Genomic DNA, 16336 nt, shown 5'->3' on the forward strand with positions numbered 1-16336 from the left:
GATGCCGACGCGTGGTCGTCGCTTTCCGTCCATTGACTGGATGCCTCGCCCGCATACCATCCCCGCGCCATGACAACGATTGAGCGCGACGCGTCGATGACCGCTGTGAAGTTGCCGCCGGGTCCGCGCCTGCCGCGGACTGTGCAGGGGGCGTTGGCGTCGACAAACCGCAGGATCGCGCTGCAGATGCTGCGGCGCGTCTACGGCTCGGCCTTCACCATCGACCTGCCCATCTTCGGTCGGCTGGTTGTCCTCAGCGATCCCAACGACATTCGGCAGCTTTTCAAGGCCGCGCCGCACCTCGTCGACACCACCGATGCGAACCTCGGCCGGGTGATGGGACCGAACTCGATGTTCGCGATGATGGGTGATCGGCACCGCGCTCGCCGCAAGTTATTGACACCGTCGTTCAATGGCAGGCGGTTGGCCGCTTACGAGTCGATCATCGAACGCGAAGCGGCCCAGGAATTCTCGACATGGCCCGAGAATGAGGCCTTCGCGGCGCTGCCGTCGATGATGCGCATCACGCTGAACGTGATCCTGCGTGCCGTCTTCGGCGCCGAGGGACAGGAGCTGGAACGGCTGCGGGAGATCCTGCCCGCGGGGATCAAGCTCGGCTCAAGGCTCGCGATGATCCCTGTACCGCAATGGGATTGGGGCGCGTGGAGTCCGTGGGGTCGGTTCTTGCGATACCGCCGCGAATACGACGCAATCGTCAACCGACTGATCGGCAACACGCTGGCCGACCCAGGTCTGGCCGATCGTGACGATGTGCTGGCGTTGATGCTGCGGAGTCGCTACGACGACGGGTCGCCGATGAGTCGCGACGAGATCGCCGACGAGTTGATCACCCTGCTCGCCGCCGGTCACGAGACGACGGCCACCGCGCTTGCCTGGGCCCTCGAGCGGTTGCAGCGACACCCGGCGCTGCTCGAGCGTCTCGTCGTCGACCTCGATGCCGGCTCCGAGGAACTGTTGACCGCGACCCTCTTTGAGGTGCTGCGGATCCGCCCCGTCATCGATACGACCTTCCGCCAGGTGAAGGCCCCGACCCTGCAGATCGGTCCGTGGTCCATCCCGCAAGGGCACACGATCGTCGCCAGCATCGGGCTGCTGCATGCCGACGAGTCGGTCTTCCATGACGCCGCCCGCTTCGATCCCGGTCGCTTCACGGCTCAACGCCCCGATCCGGCGCAGTGGATCCCGTATGGCGGCGGCGTCCGTCGTTGCATCGGCGCGGCATTCGCGACGATGGAGATGCGCATCGTCTTGCGAACCTTGCTGCGCGACTATGCGATTCAAGCCTCGAGCGCCCGCGACGAAAGATGGCAGACACGCGGCGTCGCGCTGGCCCCGGCGCGTGGCGCCCTGGTCCGTGTCCGCCGCCGGGACGGCTAGCGCTCGCTGGCGGCGCAGGCGCAGTCGTACTCGCCTTCGAGGCCGCGCGGCAGGTCGGTGCCGCGGAAGATGCCGTTGGCAGCAGTGGTCCTCGACAGCGCGTCGGCAGCGAGAATCATCGCCGCACCGGTCCACGTCGTGCGCTCGACCGGCCACCGCTTGCCGTCGGCGTACACCAGGCCGGTCCAGTAGGAGCCGTCCTCTTCGCGGAGGTGGTGCATCGCCGCGAACTGCTGGTGCGCACGGGCCGAATCGCCGATGGCGTCCAATGCCATCACCAGTTCGCAGGTTTCGGCTCCGGTGACCCACGGCCGGTCGTCGACGCACCGGATGCCAAGGCCCGGTACCACGAAGTCGTCCCATCGTTCGTCGATGCGTTCGCGCGCCGCCGGCCCGCGTAAGGCGCCGCCGAGCACCGGGTAGTACCACTCCATCGACCAACGGTCCTTGATCACAAACGCCTCGGGGTGGTGGGCGATCGCGTGACCCAACTGACCGACAGCGACTTCCCATTCCGGTTGTGGATCACCGAAGTAGTCCGCCAGGGCAAGCGCGCATCTGATGCTGTGGTAGATGCTGGCACAGCCCGTTAGCAGCGCCTCCGGCTCAGGGCCGGAAGAGCTTCTGGCCCAAGCGATTTCACCGCCACTGGCCTGCAGGTCGACGACGAAGTCGATGGCCTTGGCGACCACCGGCCACATCGTCTCGGCGAACTGGCGGTCGCGAGTGATCAGCACGTGATGCCAGACGCCAGTTGCGATATAGGCGCAGAAGTTGCTGTCGCTGTTGGCGTCTTCGATCGCGCCGTTGCGCAATTGGATGGGCCAGGAGCCGTCCGGTCGCTGGGCATTGCGGCACCACTCGAACGCGGCCCGAGCCGGCTCCAAAAGCCCTGCGACGGTGAGGGCCATCGCATTCTCCACGTGGTCCCACGGATCGGTGTGCCCGCCGTCGAACCAGGGGATCGCGCCAGAGGATTCCTGAGTTGCGGCGATCGACTGCGCGGTCTGACGACACTGCGCCGGCGTCAGCACGCCGGGAACGCCGGGAAGCTCAGGAGACAGCAACAGTCTTTACCGGCTTCCTGAAGTACAGCGCCACGCTCTTGCCGATCAGCGGATTCAGCAGCGACTCCGCGGTGCGGGTGAGCCAGGGCTGCTCCATCATGTCCCAGACCAGCAGTTTGTGGTACGCCGCCACGGCGGGGTGATCGTTGTTCGAGGTTCCCACAGCACATTTCAGCCACCAGAACGGCGCATGCAGCGCGTGCGCGTGATGCGTGTGCGTCAACCGCAGGCCGTGCGCCAGTACCTTGTCGCGCAGCGCGTCGGCCCGGTAGATCCGGATGTGGCCGCCTTCGTTGGCGTGGTATTCGTCCGAAAGCACCCAGCACACCTTCTCCGGCAGCCACCGCGGCACCGTGATGCCCAGCGAGCCGCCGGGTTTCAGCACCCGAACGAGTTCGCTGATGGCCCTGTCGTCCTCGGGGACGTGCTCGAGGATCTCCGATGCGATGACGCAGTCGAAAGTGCCGTCGGCATAAGGCAAGTCGAGCGCGTCGCCCTTGACAGCTTCGGCCCGCGCCGAGGACGGCGCCTCGCCCTGGTCCTTCATCGCCTGCAGTATCTCGTCGACGTCGTTGAGGTCGGCCGCGCTCTGGTCGAACGCGATCACGTCGGCGCCGCGCCGGTAGGCCTCGAATGAGTGTCTGCCCGCGCCGCACCCCACATCGATCACCTTCGTGCCGGCACCGACGCCCAGCCGGTCGAAGTCGACAGTCAGCATTTAGCCATTGCTTTCTCGTAGACCGCGACGGTCTGCGCCGCAACCGATTCCCAACTGAACACCTCGACTGCGCGGCGACGCCCTGCGGCCCCCAAGCGCGCCAGCTCCTGCGGCGAGTCCAACAGCTGCCCTAGGACACTGGTCAGCTCGTCGACGTCGGCGGGCCGCACCAGTCGGGCGCACTCGCCGTCGGCACCGACCACCTCGGGCAACGCCCCTGCACGGCTGGCCACGATCGGGGTGCCGCTGGCCATCGCCTCAACGGCAGGCAGCGAGAAGCCTTCGTACAGCGAAGGGATGCAAGCGATTTCGGCCGATGCGAGCAGATCTGCCAGCTCAGTGTCGCTCAGCCCGCTGGAGATGTGGACGATGTCCGAGACGCCCAGTTCGGCGATCAGCTTCTCGGTCGGCCCGTTGGGTTCGAGCTTGGCCACCAGCTGTAGCTCGAGATCGCGTTCGACGCGCAGCCGCGCCACCGCGTGCAGCAGGTGACTGACGCCCTTGAGCGGTACGTCGGCGCTGGCGATCGCGATGATCCGGTTGCGCACCCGCTTTTCAGCGGGCTGGAACAACGCGGTGTCGACACCGAGGGGCACCACGTGCAGCTGGCTCGGTGTGACCTCGAAGTCTTCGGCGATGTCGGCTGCCGACGTCGAGGACACCGTCAGCAGCTCGGGAATCTGGCGGGCCACCTTCTTCTGCATCTCGGCAAACCCGTACCAACGACGGACCAACGGTTTCCGCCACCACTGCGCGGCCGCCACGTCCAGGACACGATCGCGCGTGATCGGATGGTGCACCGTCGCCACCACCGGCAGGCCCAGTTCGGCGAGGTCCAGCAGCCCGGTGCCCAGGCTCTGGTTGTCGTGCACGACGTCGAAGTCGCCGAGTCGCCGGCTCAGCAGCCGGGCGGCACGCATCGTGAAGGTGCGCGGCTCGGGGAAACCGGCTGTCCACGTCGTCAGCAGCTCGAGCATGTCGATGCGGTCGCGGATCTCGCTCGGCCGCGGAATGCGGAACGGATCGGGCTCCCGGTACAGGTCGAGGCTGGGCACCTTCGTCAGGCGCACGCGCGGGTCGAGCACCTCGGGATAGGGCTGGCCGGAAAACACCTCGACGTCATGACCGAGTTCGACGAGGCCGCGCGAGAGGTGCCGGACGTAGACCCCCTGCCCGCCGCAATGAGTTTTGCTCCGGTAGGACAACAACGCGATGCGCATGGTCAGCGCAAAGATCGAGGGCCGGTGAGCTGGGCAAATGCTGTCACGCAGTAACTCCGAACCCTCTGGACATGTGTCCAGACTATAGTTTGACGTGCTAGCGGACGCAATGCGGCCACCTAGCCCTGACTATCACAGGCGGCGCGAAGCGCGCTGGTCGGCCCGTCGATTCCGGACCTGTCGTCCGGGGTACCCGGCCCCCTATGAGCAGACACATCGAAGCTCGTTTCGAGATCGCCAGCTGGGACGAGACGCCGTTCGAGGACGGCGACGACGCAACGAAGCTGACCGAGGCGCTGGTGGCGAAGCGCTATGAGGGTGACATCCAGGGCACGTCCACGACGAAGTGGTTACTGGCCTACGCGCCCGACAAGAGCGCGTTGTTCGTCGGCGTCGAACACATCACCGGGACGATCGGCGGCAAGAAGGGTGGCGTGGTGCTGTTGCACGACGGTCAGTACCGCGACGGCGTGGCGGCCGCGGAGCTGAGGGTCGCTGCGGGCACCCAGGGGCTGGCGAAGGTGGCAGGCACCGGAAAGTTCCGCGCCGATCCGGCGGGCACGATGACGCTGGACCTCGACGGCGCGTGGTAGCGCTATTGCGGAGGGAAGCCGCCCGTCGCAACGGGACCCCAGCGTCGGGGAGTGACGCGGATCAGGCACTTGCCCTGATCGACCATCGCCTGCCGGTATTCGGCCCAGTCAGGGTGCTCGCCTGCGATGGAGCGGTAGTAGTCGACCAGCGGTTCGACGGCGTCGGGCAGTTCGATCACCTCGGCGTCGCCGTCGACCTGGACGTAGGCATCATTGAATTCATCGGACAACACCAACACACTGGCCTGCGGGGTGCGACGAACATTCGCCGACTTGGCCCGCTGGGGGTAGCTGGAAATCACGATGCGACCGGCGTCGTCGACCCCGCCGGACACCGGCGAGGTCTGCAGCGATCCGTCAGCGCGAAATGTGGTGAGCACCATGCGATGTCGCGGCCGGATGAAATCGAGCAGATCGGGCAACTCGACTGCGTCCGCAGTCGCGTACTTTCTGGCCATGCCACAACCTTAGCGACGCGGCCATGACGCAACCCTTCGAGAAGCTGGTCGCTCTGCTCGACTATCCGATGTTCGTCGTCACCACGCGCTCCGGTGACGAGTTGGCCGGTTGCCTTGTCGGGTTCACCAGCCAGACGAGCATCCACCCGCCGCGGTTCTTGACGGGACTGTCGAAACGCAACCGCACCTTTCGCGTCGCCGAGCACGCCAGCCACCTGGCGGTCCACCTCCTCGAGCGACAGCACGGCGAACTCGCCAGGCTGTTCGGCGGCGAAACCGGCGATCACACCGACAAGTTCGCGCGCTGCGCATGGCATCGCGGCCCGCACGACTTGCCGATCCTCGACGAAGCCGCCGGGTGGTTCGCAGGCGAAGTGCGCAACCGTTACGACCTCGGCGACCACGTCGGTTTCCTGCTCGAACCCGTAGCGGGCGACGCCCCCGAAGGGTTCGAGCAACTGGTCACGTTCTCTGATGTTCGCGACCTCGACCCGGGCCATGAGGCCTAGAATTCAGCGGTGACAAATCCTGCGGCACAGCCACTTTCGGCATTGGACCGGCACGCCATCGCCGAGACTGTGACCGGGGTGGGTTTCTATTGCGACGTCCGGCAATGGGATCGCGTGACGGAGCTACTTGCCGACGACGTGCGCACCGACTACACGAGCCTTTTCGGTGGCGAGGTGACCACAGCGGCCGGTGCGGCGCTGGTCGGGCAATGGCGCTCGACGCTTCAGGGTTTCGACGCCACCCAACATCTGATTACCAACGTGCAGGTCGACGGCGCCGGCGACGAGGCAACCACCCGGTCACACGTGCGGGCGACCCATCGGCTCGATGACCGATTCTGGACCGTCGGCGGTGTCTACACCCACCACCTCCGGCGTTGCGCAACGCGTTGGCGAGTCACCTATATGCGGATCGATCGGCTCTATGAAGAAGGCGACCGGGCCGTGCTCCAAGAAGCCGCCGCGCGCGGGTAACGAAGCCCTTCAGTCGTCCGACTTCGCGGTGTTGTCGGTGGGCCCGGGCATGGTTGCGGTATGAGAACTACCAAGGACGAGGTCATCGGAGCGCTCGAGGCCGTTGAATCCGGCTATCGCACACTTTCCGCCTTGCCGCTCGAGGCATTGTCTCGATCGGAGACTTATGCGCTCATCGAGCGGCTGGAGACACTGGACAAGGCCGCGGCCGGACTGAGCCGACGACTCATCGGGCTGCTCATCTCTGCACCCGACCCCGCGACGTTCGGTGGATCGTCGCGGGCGGAGGCACTCGCGAGGCGACTGCGCATCTCGCCGGGGGAAGCGCAGCGGCGCATAGACGACGCGATGCCGGCCTAGTCGGTTTTTCGCTTGAGCACCCATGCCGGAATCCAGTGGGTCACCGACTTGCGTCGCGAACCATAGGCGATCTCGTAGGTGACCAGTCCCCACCAATAGCCCTGCTCGCAGATGCCCCAACAGGTCAGCCTGCCGTCGACGACGGAGTGCATCTGCAGGCCGGCGGGGTTGTAGCCGCCGCCACGATGCGGCTCGCGCGGGAACAGCGCAGCAAGGTCCACCAGCACCGCGACCGGCGGGTCGACGCGGCGGAAGGCCTGCTGCACGGGCTGCCCGTTGTAGCCGATCGATTGGAGCTCGCCCACTGTTCGATCATACGTTCGAATGGACCGCATCCCGGTTGCTGACCGCTTTACGCTGAAGCTGCCATGTACATACCTAGACAGTTCGCACTTGCCGACGAGGAAACCGCGGCCGCGCTGGCTCAGGCGGGCTTCGCCCATCTCGTCACACACGACCCCTCGGGGTTGATGGTGACGCCGCTGCCGCTGCTCTATGACGCGGACCGGCACTCGCTCGTCGGGCACGTGTCGCGGGCCAACCCGCACTGGAAGGCCGACGGCTGCGAGTCGGTGGCGATCTTCTCCGGACCGCACGCCTACATCTCGCCCAGCTTCTACGCGACGAAGACGGAAACGGGCAAGGTCGTGCCGACGTGGAACTACGAGTTGCTGAACGTCTACGGCCGACTCGTCGCCCACGACGACGCGGAGTGGGTGCTCGACCTCGTCACGATGCTGACGAACCGGCACGAGCAAGGTCGCGCTCAGCCGTGGCAGGTCACCGATGCGCCCGAGAGCTACACGCGGGCACAGCTGCGTGCGATCGTCGGCGTCGAGCTGGTGATCGCGAAAGTCGAAGGCAAGGCGAAGATGTCGCAGAACCAACCCGAACGCAACCGCACGGGAGTGGTGGCAGGGCTCAAGGAATCCGATGCGCCGGGCGATCAGCTCGTCGCCGACCGTGTCGAGGCTTTCGGCAGCACGAACGCGAACACCCGGGGATAGCCCAACGCGGCCAGCCGCGATCGCCTCACCGCGTCGACCGACACCGTGCGTACCGCTCCGGACGACGGCTCGTAGCACTGCCACAGCGGTCCGGCCACTTCGACGATCAGCACCCAGTGCCGCGGGATGAACCGTCCTATCAACATCGCGACCGGACGGCCGGCCTGCACCGCACGCCCCACATCGGACAAGTTGTCGCGCCACCCCCGAAACACCCGCCACCGGTAGCGGACGCCGGAACCGCTCAGCGCATGCGCCATCCCCATCGGCGTGGTGCCCAATCGGCGCGGCCAGATCCGGTTCACCTCACGATGCACCCTGGCCTGTTCGTCGGCGAACCACGCGGGATCGGACAGCCCGACGCCCCGGCCCGGGTCCAGCAGCGCACCCGCGACTACTGCGACGGTCGGTCCGCACGTCACGCCGTCACGCTGCCGAAGGTTCAGCTCACCGAGGTTCACCGGTTACCACGGTAGGTCGAGGGGTACCCGGCGCTGGTGAGCTTCGACATCACGCCTACGGCTGCGCAGCACGACCTCGCCCGACGCACACACGAGTTCGCAGAGCAATGCGTCAGACCGGTGGCCCTCGAGTACGACCAGCGCCAGGAGTTTCCGTGGCCGGTGCTGGAGGAGGCCGCAGGCCGAGGGTTCTACAGCCCGCTGTTCTACCGCGACCTGATCGGCGACCCGACCGGGCTGTCGCTGCCGATGTTCATGGAGGAGCTGTTCTGGGGCTGCGCAGGCATCGGGCTTGCGATCGTGATGCCTGCATTGGCGCTTTCGGCGATCGGCCAGGCCGCCTCGCCGGAGCAGATGCTGCAGTGGGCGCCCGAATGTTTCGGCACACCAGGCGATCTCAAGCTCGCCGCCCTCGCCATCTCGGAGCCCGAGGGTGGCAGCGACGTGCGCAACCTGCGCACCCGAGCACGCCGCGATGGCGACGACTGGATCATCGACGGCCACAAGATGTGGATCGGCAACGGCGGCATCGCCAACGTGCACGTGGTCAACGCCGTGGTCGACGAGGAACTCGGCCACCGAGGCCAGGCGCTGTTCATCGTGCCGGGCGGCACGCCTGGCCTGGAACTCGTGCGCAAACTCGACAAGCTCGGCTGTCGCGCGTCGCACACCGCCGAGCTGAAGTTCAACGGCGTTCGGGTGCCAGGCGCCAACCTGCTCGGCGGTCAGGAAAAGCTCGAGCACAAGCTCGCCAAGGCCCGCGAAGCGATCGAGGGCGCCAAGCATTCCGGCTCAGCCACCATGGGCACCTTCGAGCAGACCCGCCCGATGGTCGCCGCACAGGCGCTCGGAATCACCAGGGCCGCACTGGAATACGCGACCGAGTATGCCAACAGACGCGAGGCTTTCGGCGCCCCGATCATCGACAACCAGGGCATCGCGTTCCCGCTGGCCGACCTGGCCACCGCACTGGACGCCGCGCGGTTGCTGACCTGGCGGGCCTCCTGGATGGCCGCGACCGGGGTGCCGTTCGAGCGCGGTGAAGGCTCGATGGCCAAGCTTGCCGCCAGCGAACTCGCCGTGCGCACCACCGAACGCGCGATCCAGACCATGGGCGGCTGGGGCTACATCAAGGACCATCCTGTCGAGAAGTGGTATCGAGATGCCAAGCTGTACACCATCTTTGAGGGCACCAGCGAGATTCAGCGCGTGGTCATCTCCAATGCGCTCGGTGCCGCCGACGGCAAACCGCCCCTGCATGTGGACCTGGAGCCGACCGGTGGCCCGCTGAACAAATGGTTCGGTCGCGGCACGCCACTGCGCGGCAGGGCGGCCGATGCGGCGCTTGCGGCCAAGGATCGCGTCCCCGGCCCGATAATGCGGTTGGCGATGAACGCTTTGCGTCCGCCCCGCAAGTGACCCGCAAGTGAAAGGTGTCCGCGATGGCGGTCAGGACCGGCGAGTGACGTTTCGGGACCTGCACTATCGCGACGTTCCGCTGCTGCTGCCCAACGCCTGGGATGTGCCGTCTGCGCTGGCGCTGCTGGAATGTGGCTTCACCGCTGTCGGCACGACGAGCTTCGGCGTCGCATCCAGCCTCGGCAGACCCGACGGCGGCCGAGCCACCAAAGAGGCCAACCTCGCCCTCGCCGCCGCACTGCAACCGCTGGACTGCTACGTCAGCATGGACATCGAAGACGGCTACGCCGATGACCCCGGCCAGGTCGCCGAATACGTCACCCGACTGCAGGCCGCCGGCATCAACATCGAGGACAGCACCGACGAGAAGCTGATCGACCCCGGCCGGCATGCGGCGAAAGTGCAAGCCATCAAACATCGTTCGCCCGACGTGTTCGTCAACGCCCGCGTCGACACCTACTGGCTCGGCCAGGATGCCACGGTGACAGCGACGCTCACCCGTGCCGCGCGATACGTCGAAGCAGGCGCCGACGGCATCTTCGTCCCCGGCGCCACCGACCCCGACGTGGTACGTCAGCTCACGACAGAGATTCCGGTACCCGTCAATGCCCTTGCCATCCCCGGTCACTCGCTCGCAGAACTCGCCGAACTCGGCGTGCGAAGGGTATCCACGGGCTCACTGCCGTACCGCGCCGCAATTCGCGCCGCAGCGCAGGCCGCCGTCGCGCTGCGCGACGCCACCGAGGTGCCCGCGGCCGACCCCTACCCCGAGATGCAGGCCCGCCTCGTGCGCTACGCCGATCAGAAGTTCAGCGGGTAGCCGCCGCTGACCTTGAGCGTCTCACCGGTGATGAACGACGCCTCGTCCGAACACAGGAACAACATCGCCGACACGACGTCGTCCATTGTGCCGAGCCGGTGCACGAGCTGGAGTCGTTGCACGAATTCGTCGATCAGCGGTGTCGGCAGATCGGCAAGCGCGTTCTCGGTGCTCATCAGGCCGGGAGCTATCGCGTTGACCCGGATGCGGTCCGGCGCCAGTTCGGTCGCGAACGCGACGGTCAGACCACGGACGGTCAGCTTGGACACCGCGTACGGCGTCGCGCTCTGATAGCCGGCAATCGACGAGATGTTCAGCACGACACCGCCCCCGCGGTCGCGCATCGAATCCCGGCACGCCAATGTCACGTTGATCACGCCCATCACATTGACGTCGAAGAGGTTGCGGATCTCGTCACGCGACAACGCCCCGAAGGGCTGGTTGTACTTCGTCAGGTGCAGACCGGCGTTGTTGATGACGATGTCGATACCGCCGAACTGCGCGCTCGCCGCGGCGACTGCGGCGTCTACCCGGTCCGCGTCGGCGACGTCGCAGTCCACCGCGATCGCGTGAGCCCCCGACGAAACGAGTTCGGCCGCAGTGCGTTCGGCTCCGTCGACGTCGATGTCGGCCAGTACGACGTTGGCGCCCCCGGCTGCCAGTGCCCTCGCGAACGCCCTGCCAAAGCCGATCGCGCCGCCGGTGATCAGGGCGGTGCGACTTTCGAAGGTCATTGCAACTCCTTCGTCGGCGGCGCCGTCGCGCTGGTATCGGCCGGCGCAGATCCTTCTGGCAGCACCGTGGACTGGAGGGCGGTCATGGCGTCGTCGTACTCCTTGCGGGTCCAGAAACCGGAGTGCCCGCAGACCCGTCCCCCGGGGTCCGGTACCGACCCCGTCCGCGGTACATCAAACAGGCGCCAGTCGATGTCCTCGCTCTGTGCCAGTCGCAGTTCGGTGTTCTCGTCGTCGAAGATCCACGCCCCGATCGGGTCGGAGCAGCACCACAGGTTGATCCACTGTTCGTTCGGCTGCAGCTGCCACTGCCGCAACCGTCCCAACGCCTCGGCGCCGAAGTAGGCCGGGAAGTTCTGCGCGTACAGCCGCCGCAGCGGTGAGCCGAACGTCAGCAGGGGGTAGTGCTCGGTTGCCGTATTCGCCTGCAGCAGCGTCGCTCCCGCGATCACGGTGCCCTGGCTGTGGGCGACGAGTACGACTGGGACACCGGCTCGCCTGAACCCGTCGAGCCGCAACCGCACATCCCACACCGTTCGGGCGCCATACGACGGCGGAGTCAACGGGTGATTGGCGCGTGGCCAGAATGTCACCACATCCCACAGGATGGCCACCGCGCGTCGCAGTTGGCGGTTCCGATAGGCCGCCGCGGCCAGCAGCACCAAGCCGGCCGCCAGTGCGGCGGAGATGAACACGCTGATCCGAAAGATCCATGTCGACCAGTTGAACGAACTGAACTGGGGCACTGAAAGATTCACGATCAGCGCGCCCGCGGTTGTTATCACGGCGACCAGCGCCATGGCTGCCAAGCTGCGGGCGCCGACGTCGGTCAGTGACGCCAACGCCCGTGCCCGAGCAATCGTGTCGAGCTGTGCACTGGGGCCGGTGACGCCGGGGTAGTCGGTGCGCACTTCACGCAGTTGGCTTTCGACGCGTCTCGGAATGACCCGCAGCCACACGTACGCGCCCACCGCGATTGCGACAGCGATCGTCGCGACGGTGGCAACGGCCGCCCAGACATACGGCGGCGGCACGATCAGCGGCGCATCTACCTTCGGTGTCTGCGCAGTCTCGGCGGACAGCACGGGCCTGCCGAACACCTGCGCAATCCCGAGGCCGACACCGACGCTGAACCCGCCGCCGATGAGCCAACCGACCAACGCCACAAAAGGTCCGGTGAATCCGCTGAGCGTCATCCGGTAGCCGCCGTCGCGTGTGGTTCGCTCCGCGGTTTGTGTACCGCGCATCGACAACGCGGTGAACACAAACAACGCGCACAGCATCACCACCTGCACGACGAACAAGACATAGATCGCCATGTGCAGGCCCGGCAGGTGTCCCGGAGCGGTCGGATAGGACACGTCGGCAACGCCGGCCCAAAGCAGCGCTGCGACAAGCATTCCCAGCGATACGACCCGCACCGCGTTCAGCGGGCGTGTCACATGGTTGACGCCGTTTCCGCCGCGCGCGGTGGCCTTGCTCGAGGCGGTGGCCAATACGGCGGTGGGCAGAAGCAGGCCGTTGACCGCCAGCAGGCCAATGCCCACCGTGCGGGCGGTAGGCGACGCGGCGTACTGCACCGGTGCGGCCAACACCACGGCGGCCAACCCGGCCGCCCACGCCGTCACATGGCAGTAGCGCAGCCGCAGCACCGACTCGTCGGGATTCCAGAACGAGTTCTGCGCCAGCGGCGTATCTTGCTCCAGCACAGCAGGACTCGGCGGTGCGTCACGGCCATCCGTGTCGACCTTCGTCTCCTCGGCACCCAGCCGCCACAACAACGCGATTGCCGCCACCAGCGGCAGCGCGCTCGCCGCCAGCTGCCAACCGCGGGGCCACGCTTCCATGAACGTCAACGGACCCGCGCTGCAGTAGTCCAAACCCACGCACTGCCAGACGATTACATCCATCACCGCGATCGCCGCGGCGAGCATCAGCGTCAACGTGAACGACAAGGCGATCAACCGCAGCAATGTCACCGAGATGGCGGCGGGACGCCTTCGGCCCGCGGGCGGCAACATCCAGTGCGCGAGGTCGATCAGGATGAACGGCAGAAACAGCAGCCACAGCGCGCGGCTGGCCTTACCGGATGTCAACGCGCCCCACGAATACGCCTCCATCACCCTGCGCCACCCGTCGGGCTTTGACGGGCCGGCCGCCTCGTCGATCCCCGGCTTTCGGCGATAGAAGCCGGCATCCGCGTCGCCTGCGGTCCGCTCGACGTCCTCGGGGGGACAGCCGAGCAGCGCTTCTGGCGGTGCACCCGAGACGCCGTGCACCCGCAACTCCACGACCGTTCCGATGTCGGTCATCCCCCCATCCTTGCCCGAGGTTTGGCGATCGCCGAGATGGGCACGCCCGTAGAAACGACGAATCTGCAAGGAGCACACACATGCGAGCAGTCACGTGGCAGGGCAGGCGAAAGGTGTCCGTGGACACGGTGCCCGATCCGGCGATCAAGGAGCCCACCGACGCGATCATCCGAGTAACCAGCACGAACATCTGCGGATCGGATCTGCACCTGTATGAGGTGCTCGGAGCGTTCATGACGCCGGGCGACATCCTCGGCCACGAAGCGATGGGCGTCGTCGAAGAAGTCGGCCGCGAGGTCGACACCCTGGCCGTCGGAGACCGCGTCGTGATTCCGTTCAACATCTCCTGCGGCAGCTGCTTCATGTGTGACCACGGACTGCAGAGCCAATGCGAGACGACGCAGAATCGCGACCAGGGCACCGGCGCTGCGCTGTTCGGCTACTCCAAGTTGTACGGCGAGGTGGCCGGCGGCCAGGCGGAGTATCTGCGGGTGCCGCAGGCGCAGTACACCCACATCAAGGTGCCGCAGGACGGGCCGGACGAGCGGTACGTGTACCTGTCGGACGTGCTGCCCACCGCGTGGCAGGCCGTGGAGTACGCCGACGTCCCCGACGGTGGCACGCTCGTCGTGCTCGGTCTCGGACCGATCGGTTCGATGGCGTGCCGGATCGCGGCGCACCGCAAGAGTTGCCGGGTGATCGGAGTGGACCTGGTCGAGGAGCGACTGGACCGCGCCCGCGAATACTGCACTGACGTCATCGATTTGCGAAAAGAAGACGTGCACGACGTGGTGCTGAGCCACACCGACGGCCGCGGCGCCGACTCGGTGATCGACGCGGTCGGGATGGAAGCTCACGGCTCGCCCATCGCCGAGACCATGCAGACCGCCGCCGGCTTCCTTCCTTCACCGGTTGGTCGCGTGGTGATGAAGCAGGCAGGGGTCGACCGCCTGGCCGCACTGAACTCCGCGATCGCGTTGGTGCGCAGGGGCGGCACCATCTCGCTGTCCGGCGTCTACGGCGGAGCGGCAGACCCGATCAACATGATGTCGTTGTTCGACAAACAGATTCAGTTGCGGATGGGCCAGGCCAACGTCAAGAAGTGGGTGCCCGACATCATGCCGCTGCTGACCGCCGAGGATCCGCTGGGAGTCGAGCAGTTCGCCACTCACCGACTGCCGCTGACAGCTGCACCCGACGCCTACGAGACGTTCCAGAAGAAGCAGGACGGCATGGTCAAGGTGGTACTCACGCCGTAAACGGGTACTCCGCCGATCATGGATCAATCCGAAGCGCCGATCCTTGATGCCCTTGTCGGCTACCGCAAGAGCAACCGGTACGGATACACCCCACCGGGACATCGGCAGGGTCGCGGCGTCGACGACCGCGTGCTGGCCGTGCTCGGCCACGAACCCTTTCGGGACGACCTGCTCGCCAGTGGCGGCCTCGATGACCGCAGAACCAGCAACAAGTATCTGAAGCGCGCCGAAGACCTGATGGCCGAGGCGGTCGGCGCCGACGTCGCATGGTTCTCGACGTGCGGCAGTTCGCTGTCGGTGAAGGCGGCGATGATGGCAGTGGCGGGCGGCGACGGGAGTCTGCTGGTCCCCCGCGACAGCCACAAGTCGATCGTCGCGGGGCTGATCTTCTCCGGCGTGCAGGCGCGGTGGGTGACTCCGCAGTGGGACGCCGAACGCCACATCTCCCACCCGCCGTCGCCGCAGGACTACCGCGAAGTCTGGGACCGGTACCCCGACGCGGCAGGCGCGTTGGTGGTCAGCCCCAGCCCATACGGCACCTGCGCCGATTTGGAGGGCATTGCGAAGGTGTGCCACGAACGCGGTAAACCGCTGATCGTCGACGAGGCATGGGGCGCACATCTGCCGTTCCATGAAGACCTGCCGACATGGGCGATGGACGCGGGCGCCGACGTGTGTGTGGTCAGCGTCCACAAGATGGGCGCCGGGTTCGAGCAGGGGTCGGTGTTCCATCTGCAGGGTGACCTGGTGGACCAGGATCGGTTGTCGGCGTGCGCTGACCTGCTGATGACCACCAGCCCCAACGTCATGGTGTACGCGGCGATGGACGGCTGGCGGCGACAGATGGTCGAGCACGGCCGCCAATTGCTCGGCGACACACTGGAATTGGTGCGAGGGCTGCGTGACGACATCGAGTTGATTCCCGACGTCGAGGTGCTCGACGACGAGCTCCTCGGCCACGAGGCGTCCCACGACCTCGACCGGCTTCAGATCCTGATGGACGTTTCGGCGACGGGAACGTCTGGTTATCAGGCCGCCGACTGGCTGCGCGAGCACAAGCAGATCGACGTGGGCATGAGCGATCACCGGCGGATCCTGGCGACCATCACGTTCGCCGACGACAAGGCCACCGGCGAGCGACTGCTCGATGCGCTGTGGGGTTGGCGAAAGGCGGCCAACGACTTCGACTCGCCGCCGCCGATGCGACTGCCGTCGCCGCGGGGGATCGAACTCGAGAACGTCCAACTGCCGCGGGACGCGTTCTTCGGCAAGGTCGAAGAGGTGCCGGCGGAGAAGGCCGGCGGCCGCATCTCGGCCGAGCAGATCACCCCGTACCCGCCTGGTATCCCGGCCGTGGTGCCGGGCGAACGGCTCAACGACGCCGTGATCGACTACCTGCGCTCCGGGCTCGACGCCGGGATGAACGTCCCCGACGCCGCCGACCCGACATTGAAGACGTTCAAAGTCGCGGTTACCTGATACCCCTGGTTTCGACTGGGGAGCTTCTGGCAACATTACTCACGAGTC

General features: G+C 66.6%; 18 protein-coding genes. 10 read left to right on the top strand and 8 right to left on the bottom strand.

The window, feature by feature from the left end; translation table 11 throughout:
- Positions 1–69 precede the first annotated feature (69 nt).
- Positions 70–1398, top strand: coding sequence for a cytochrome P450 (locus GGC64_RS22610; RefSeq protein ID WP_225952137.1), 1329 nt, complete (start codon positions 70–72; stop codon positions 1396–1398).
- Here the strand turns inward: GGC64_RS22610 and GGC64_RS22615 are convergent.
- The 3 genes from GGC64_RS22615 to GGC64_RS22625 are packed head-to-tail and all read right to left on the bottom strand — an operon-like array spanning position 1395 to position 4403.
- Positions 1395–2465 carry a prenyltransferase gene (locus GGC64_RS22615; protein ID WP_192724742.1) on the bottom strand — a complete coding sequence of 357 codons (1071 nt, stop codon included), beginning with the start codon at positions 2463–2465 and terminating at the stop codon, positions 1395–1397. The genes GGC64_RS22610 and GGC64_RS22615 overlap by 4 nt on opposite strands.
- The gene (locus tag GGC64_RS22620) at positions 2452–3183 is read right to left on the bottom strand and encodes a class I SAM-dependent methyltransferase (RefSeq protein WP_192724743.1); all 732 of its coding nucleotides are present in this window, start codon (positions 3181–3183) and stop codon (positions 2452–2454) included. Before GGC64_RS22620 ends, GGC64_RS22615 begins: the two co-directional genes overlap by 14 nt.
- Entirely contained in the window at positions 3177–4403 is a 1227-nt protein-coding gene (locus tag GGC64_RS22625) for a glycosyltransferase family 4 protein (RefSeq protein WP_192724744.1), read from the bottom strand. The genes GGC64_RS22620 and GGC64_RS22625 overlap by 7 nt, the downstream gene beginning before the upstream one ends.
- Positions 4404–4606: 203 nt before the next feature.
- Between GGC64_RS22625 and GGC64_RS22630 the strand changes: the two genes are divergently transcribed.
- Complete coding sequence (locus GGC64_RS22630; protein ID WP_192724745.1) at positions 4607–4996, top strand: DUF3224 domain-containing protein; 390 nt, start codon at positions 4607–4609, stop codon at positions 4994–4996.
- Between the two features lie 2 nt (positions 4997–4998).
- On the opposite strand, the gene GGC64_RS22635 is transcribed toward GGC64_RS22630, so the two are convergent.
- Positions 4999–5454 (bottom strand): PPOX class F420-dependent oxidoreductase, encoded by a 456-nt coding sequence (locus GGC64_RS22635; protein ID WP_192724746.1) that lies wholly within the window; start codon positions 5452–5454, stop codon positions 4999–5001.
- Positions 5455–5477: 23 nt separating this feature from the next.
- On the opposite strand from GGC64_RS22635, the gene GGC64_RS22640 reads away from it, so the two are divergent.
- Genes GGC64_RS22640 through GGC64_RS22650 form a run of 3 tightly spaced genes read left to right on the top strand, consistent with a single transcriptional unit; the run spans position 5478 to position 6797 of the window.
- A complete protein-coding gene (locus GGC64_RS22640; protein WP_192724747.1) occupies positions 5478–5963 on the top strand; it encodes a flavin reductase family protein in 486 nt (161 codons plus the stop codon).
- A gap of 9 nt (positions 5964–5972) precedes the next feature.
- Positions 5973–6437 carry a nuclear transport factor 2 family protein gene (locus tag GGC64_RS22645; RefSeq protein ID WP_192724748.1) on the top strand — a complete coding sequence of 155 codons (465 nt, stop codon included), beginning with the start codon at positions 5973–5975 and terminating at the stop codon, positions 6435–6437.
- A 60-nt stretch (positions 6438–6497) separates the two neighbouring features.
- A complete protein-coding gene (locus GGC64_RS22650; RefSeq protein WP_192724749.1) occupies positions 6498–6797 on the top strand; it encodes a DUF222 domain-containing protein in 300 nt (99 codons plus the stop codon).
- On the opposite strand, the gene GGC64_RS22655 is transcribed toward GGC64_RS22650, so the two are convergent.
- On the bottom strand, positions 6794–7102 hold the full coding sequence (locus GGC64_RS22655) for a hypothetical protein (RefSeq protein WP_192724750.1): 309 nt from the start codon (positions 7100–7102) through the stop codon (positions 6794–6796). The two genes, GGC64_RS22650 and GGC64_RS22655, sit on opposite strands and share 4 nt — an antisense overlap.
- Before the next feature lie 63 nt (positions 7103–7165).
- Between GGC64_RS22655 and GGC64_RS22660 the strand changes: the two genes are divergently transcribed.
- Positions 7166–7804 carry an FMN-binding negative transcriptional regulator gene (locus GGC64_RS22660; RefSeq protein ID WP_192724751.1) on the top strand — a complete coding sequence of 213 codons (639 nt, stop codon included), beginning with the start codon at positions 7166–7168 and terminating at the stop codon, positions 7802–7804.
- Here the strand turns inward: GGC64_RS22660 and GGC64_RS22665 are convergent.
- Complete coding sequence (locus tag GGC64_RS22665) at positions 7744–8265, bottom strand: hypothetical protein (RefSeq protein ID WP_192724752.1); 522 nt, start codon at positions 8263–8265, stop codon at positions 7744–7746. The two genes, GGC64_RS22660 and GGC64_RS22665, sit on opposite strands and share 61 nt — an antisense overlap.
- Before the next feature lie 36 nt (positions 8266–8301).
- Between GGC64_RS22665 and GGC64_RS22670 the strand changes: the two genes are divergently transcribed.
- Positions 8302–9684, top strand: a complete 1383-nt coding sequence (locus GGC64_RS22670) for an acyl-CoA dehydrogenase family protein (protein ID WP_192724753.1) — start codon at positions 8302–8304, stop codon at positions 9682–9684.
- A 43-nt stretch (positions 9685–9727) separates the two neighbouring features.
- Positions 9728–10504 (top strand): isocitrate lyase/phosphoenolpyruvate mutase family protein, encoded by a 777-nt coding sequence (locus GGC64_RS22675; RefSeq protein ID WP_192724754.1) that lies wholly within the window; start codon positions 9728–9730, stop codon positions 10502–10504.
- Here the strand turns inward: GGC64_RS22675 and GGC64_RS22680 are convergent.
- Both GGC64_RS22680 and GGC64_RS22685 read right to left on the bottom strand, forming a co-directional pair.
- Positions 10486–11238, bottom strand: coding sequence for an SDR family NAD(P)-dependent oxidoreductase (locus GGC64_RS22680; RefSeq protein WP_192724755.1), 753 nt, complete (start codon positions 11236–11238; stop codon positions 10486–10488). The genes GGC64_RS22675 and GGC64_RS22680 overlap by 19 nt on opposite strands.
- Positions 11235–13550 carry a hypothetical protein gene (locus tag GGC64_RS22685; RefSeq protein ID WP_192724756.1) on the bottom strand — a complete coding sequence of 772 codons (2316 nt, stop codon included), beginning with the start codon at positions 13548–13550 and terminating at the stop codon, positions 11235–11237. Before GGC64_RS22685 ends, GGC64_RS22680 begins: the two co-directional genes overlap by 4 nt.
- Before the next feature lie 80 nt (positions 13551–13630).
- On the opposite strand from GGC64_RS22685, the gene GGC64_RS22690 reads away from it, so the two are divergent.
- Positions 13631–14809, top strand: a complete 1179-nt coding sequence (locus tag GGC64_RS22690) for a zinc-dependent alcohol dehydrogenase (RefSeq protein WP_192724757.1) — start codon at positions 13631–13633, stop codon at positions 14807–14809.
- 18 nt (positions 14810–14827) lie between these two features.
- Positions 14828–16288, top strand: a complete 1461-nt coding sequence (locus tag GGC64_RS22695; protein WP_192724758.1) for an aminotransferase class I/II-fold pyridoxal phosphate-dependent enzyme — start codon at positions 14828–14830, stop codon at positions 16286–16288.
- Positions 16289–16336 lie beyond the last annotated feature (48 nt).

It is taken from the genome of Mycobacterium sp. OAS707, from assembly GCF_014873705.1.
Taxonomy (GTDB): domain Bacteria; phylum Actinomycetota; class Actinomycetes; order Mycobacteriales; family Mycobacteriaceae; genus Mycobacterium.

Coding starts and splice junctions, on each gene's coding strand:
- GGC64_RS22610 (WP_225952137.1), top strand. CDS start 70: ATGACAACGATTGAGCGCGACGCGTCGATGACCGCTGTGAAGTTGCCG.
- GGC64_RS22620 (WP_192724743.1), bottom strand. CDS start 3,183: ATGCTGACTGTCGACTTCGACCGGCTGGGCGTCGGTGCCGGCACGAAG.
- GGC64_RS22625 (WP_192724744.1), bottom strand. CDS start 4,403: ATGCGCATCGCGTTGTTGTCCTACCGGAGCAAAACTCATTGCGGCGGG.
- GGC64_RS22630 (WP_192724745.1), top strand. CDS start 4,607: ATGAGCAGACACATCGAAGCTCGTTTCGAGATCGCCAGCTGGGACGAG.
- GGC64_RS22635 (WP_192724746.1), bottom strand. CDS start 5,454: ATGGCCAGAAAGTACGCGACTGCGGACGCAGTCGAGTTGCCCGATCTG.
- GGC64_RS22640 (WP_192724747.1), top strand. CDS start 5,478: ATGACGCAACCCTTCGAGAAGCTGGTCGCTCTGCTCGACTATCCGATG.
- GGC64_RS22650 (WP_192724749.1), top strand. CDS start 6,498: ATGAGAACTACCAAGGACGAGGTCATCGGAGCGCTCGAGGCCGTTGAA.
- GGC64_RS22660 (WP_192724751.1), top strand. CDS start 7,166: ATGTACATACCTAGACAGTTCGCACTTGCCGACGAGGAAACCGCGGCC.
- GGC64_RS22680 (WP_192724755.1), bottom strand. CDS start 11,238: ATGACCTTCGAAAGTCGCACCGCCCTGATCACCGGCGGCGCGATCGGC.
- GGC64_RS22685 (WP_192724756.1), bottom strand. CDS start 13,550: ATGACCGACATCGGAACGGTCGTGGAGTTGCGGGTGCACGGCGTCTCG.
- GGC64_RS22690 (WP_192724757.1), top strand. CDS start 13,631: ATGCGAGCAGTCACGTGGCAGGGCAGGCGAAAGGTGTCCGTGGACACG.
- GGC64_RS22695 (WP_192724758.1), top strand. CDS start 14,828: ATGGATCAATCCGAAGCGCCGATCCTTGATGCCCTTGTCGGCTACCGC.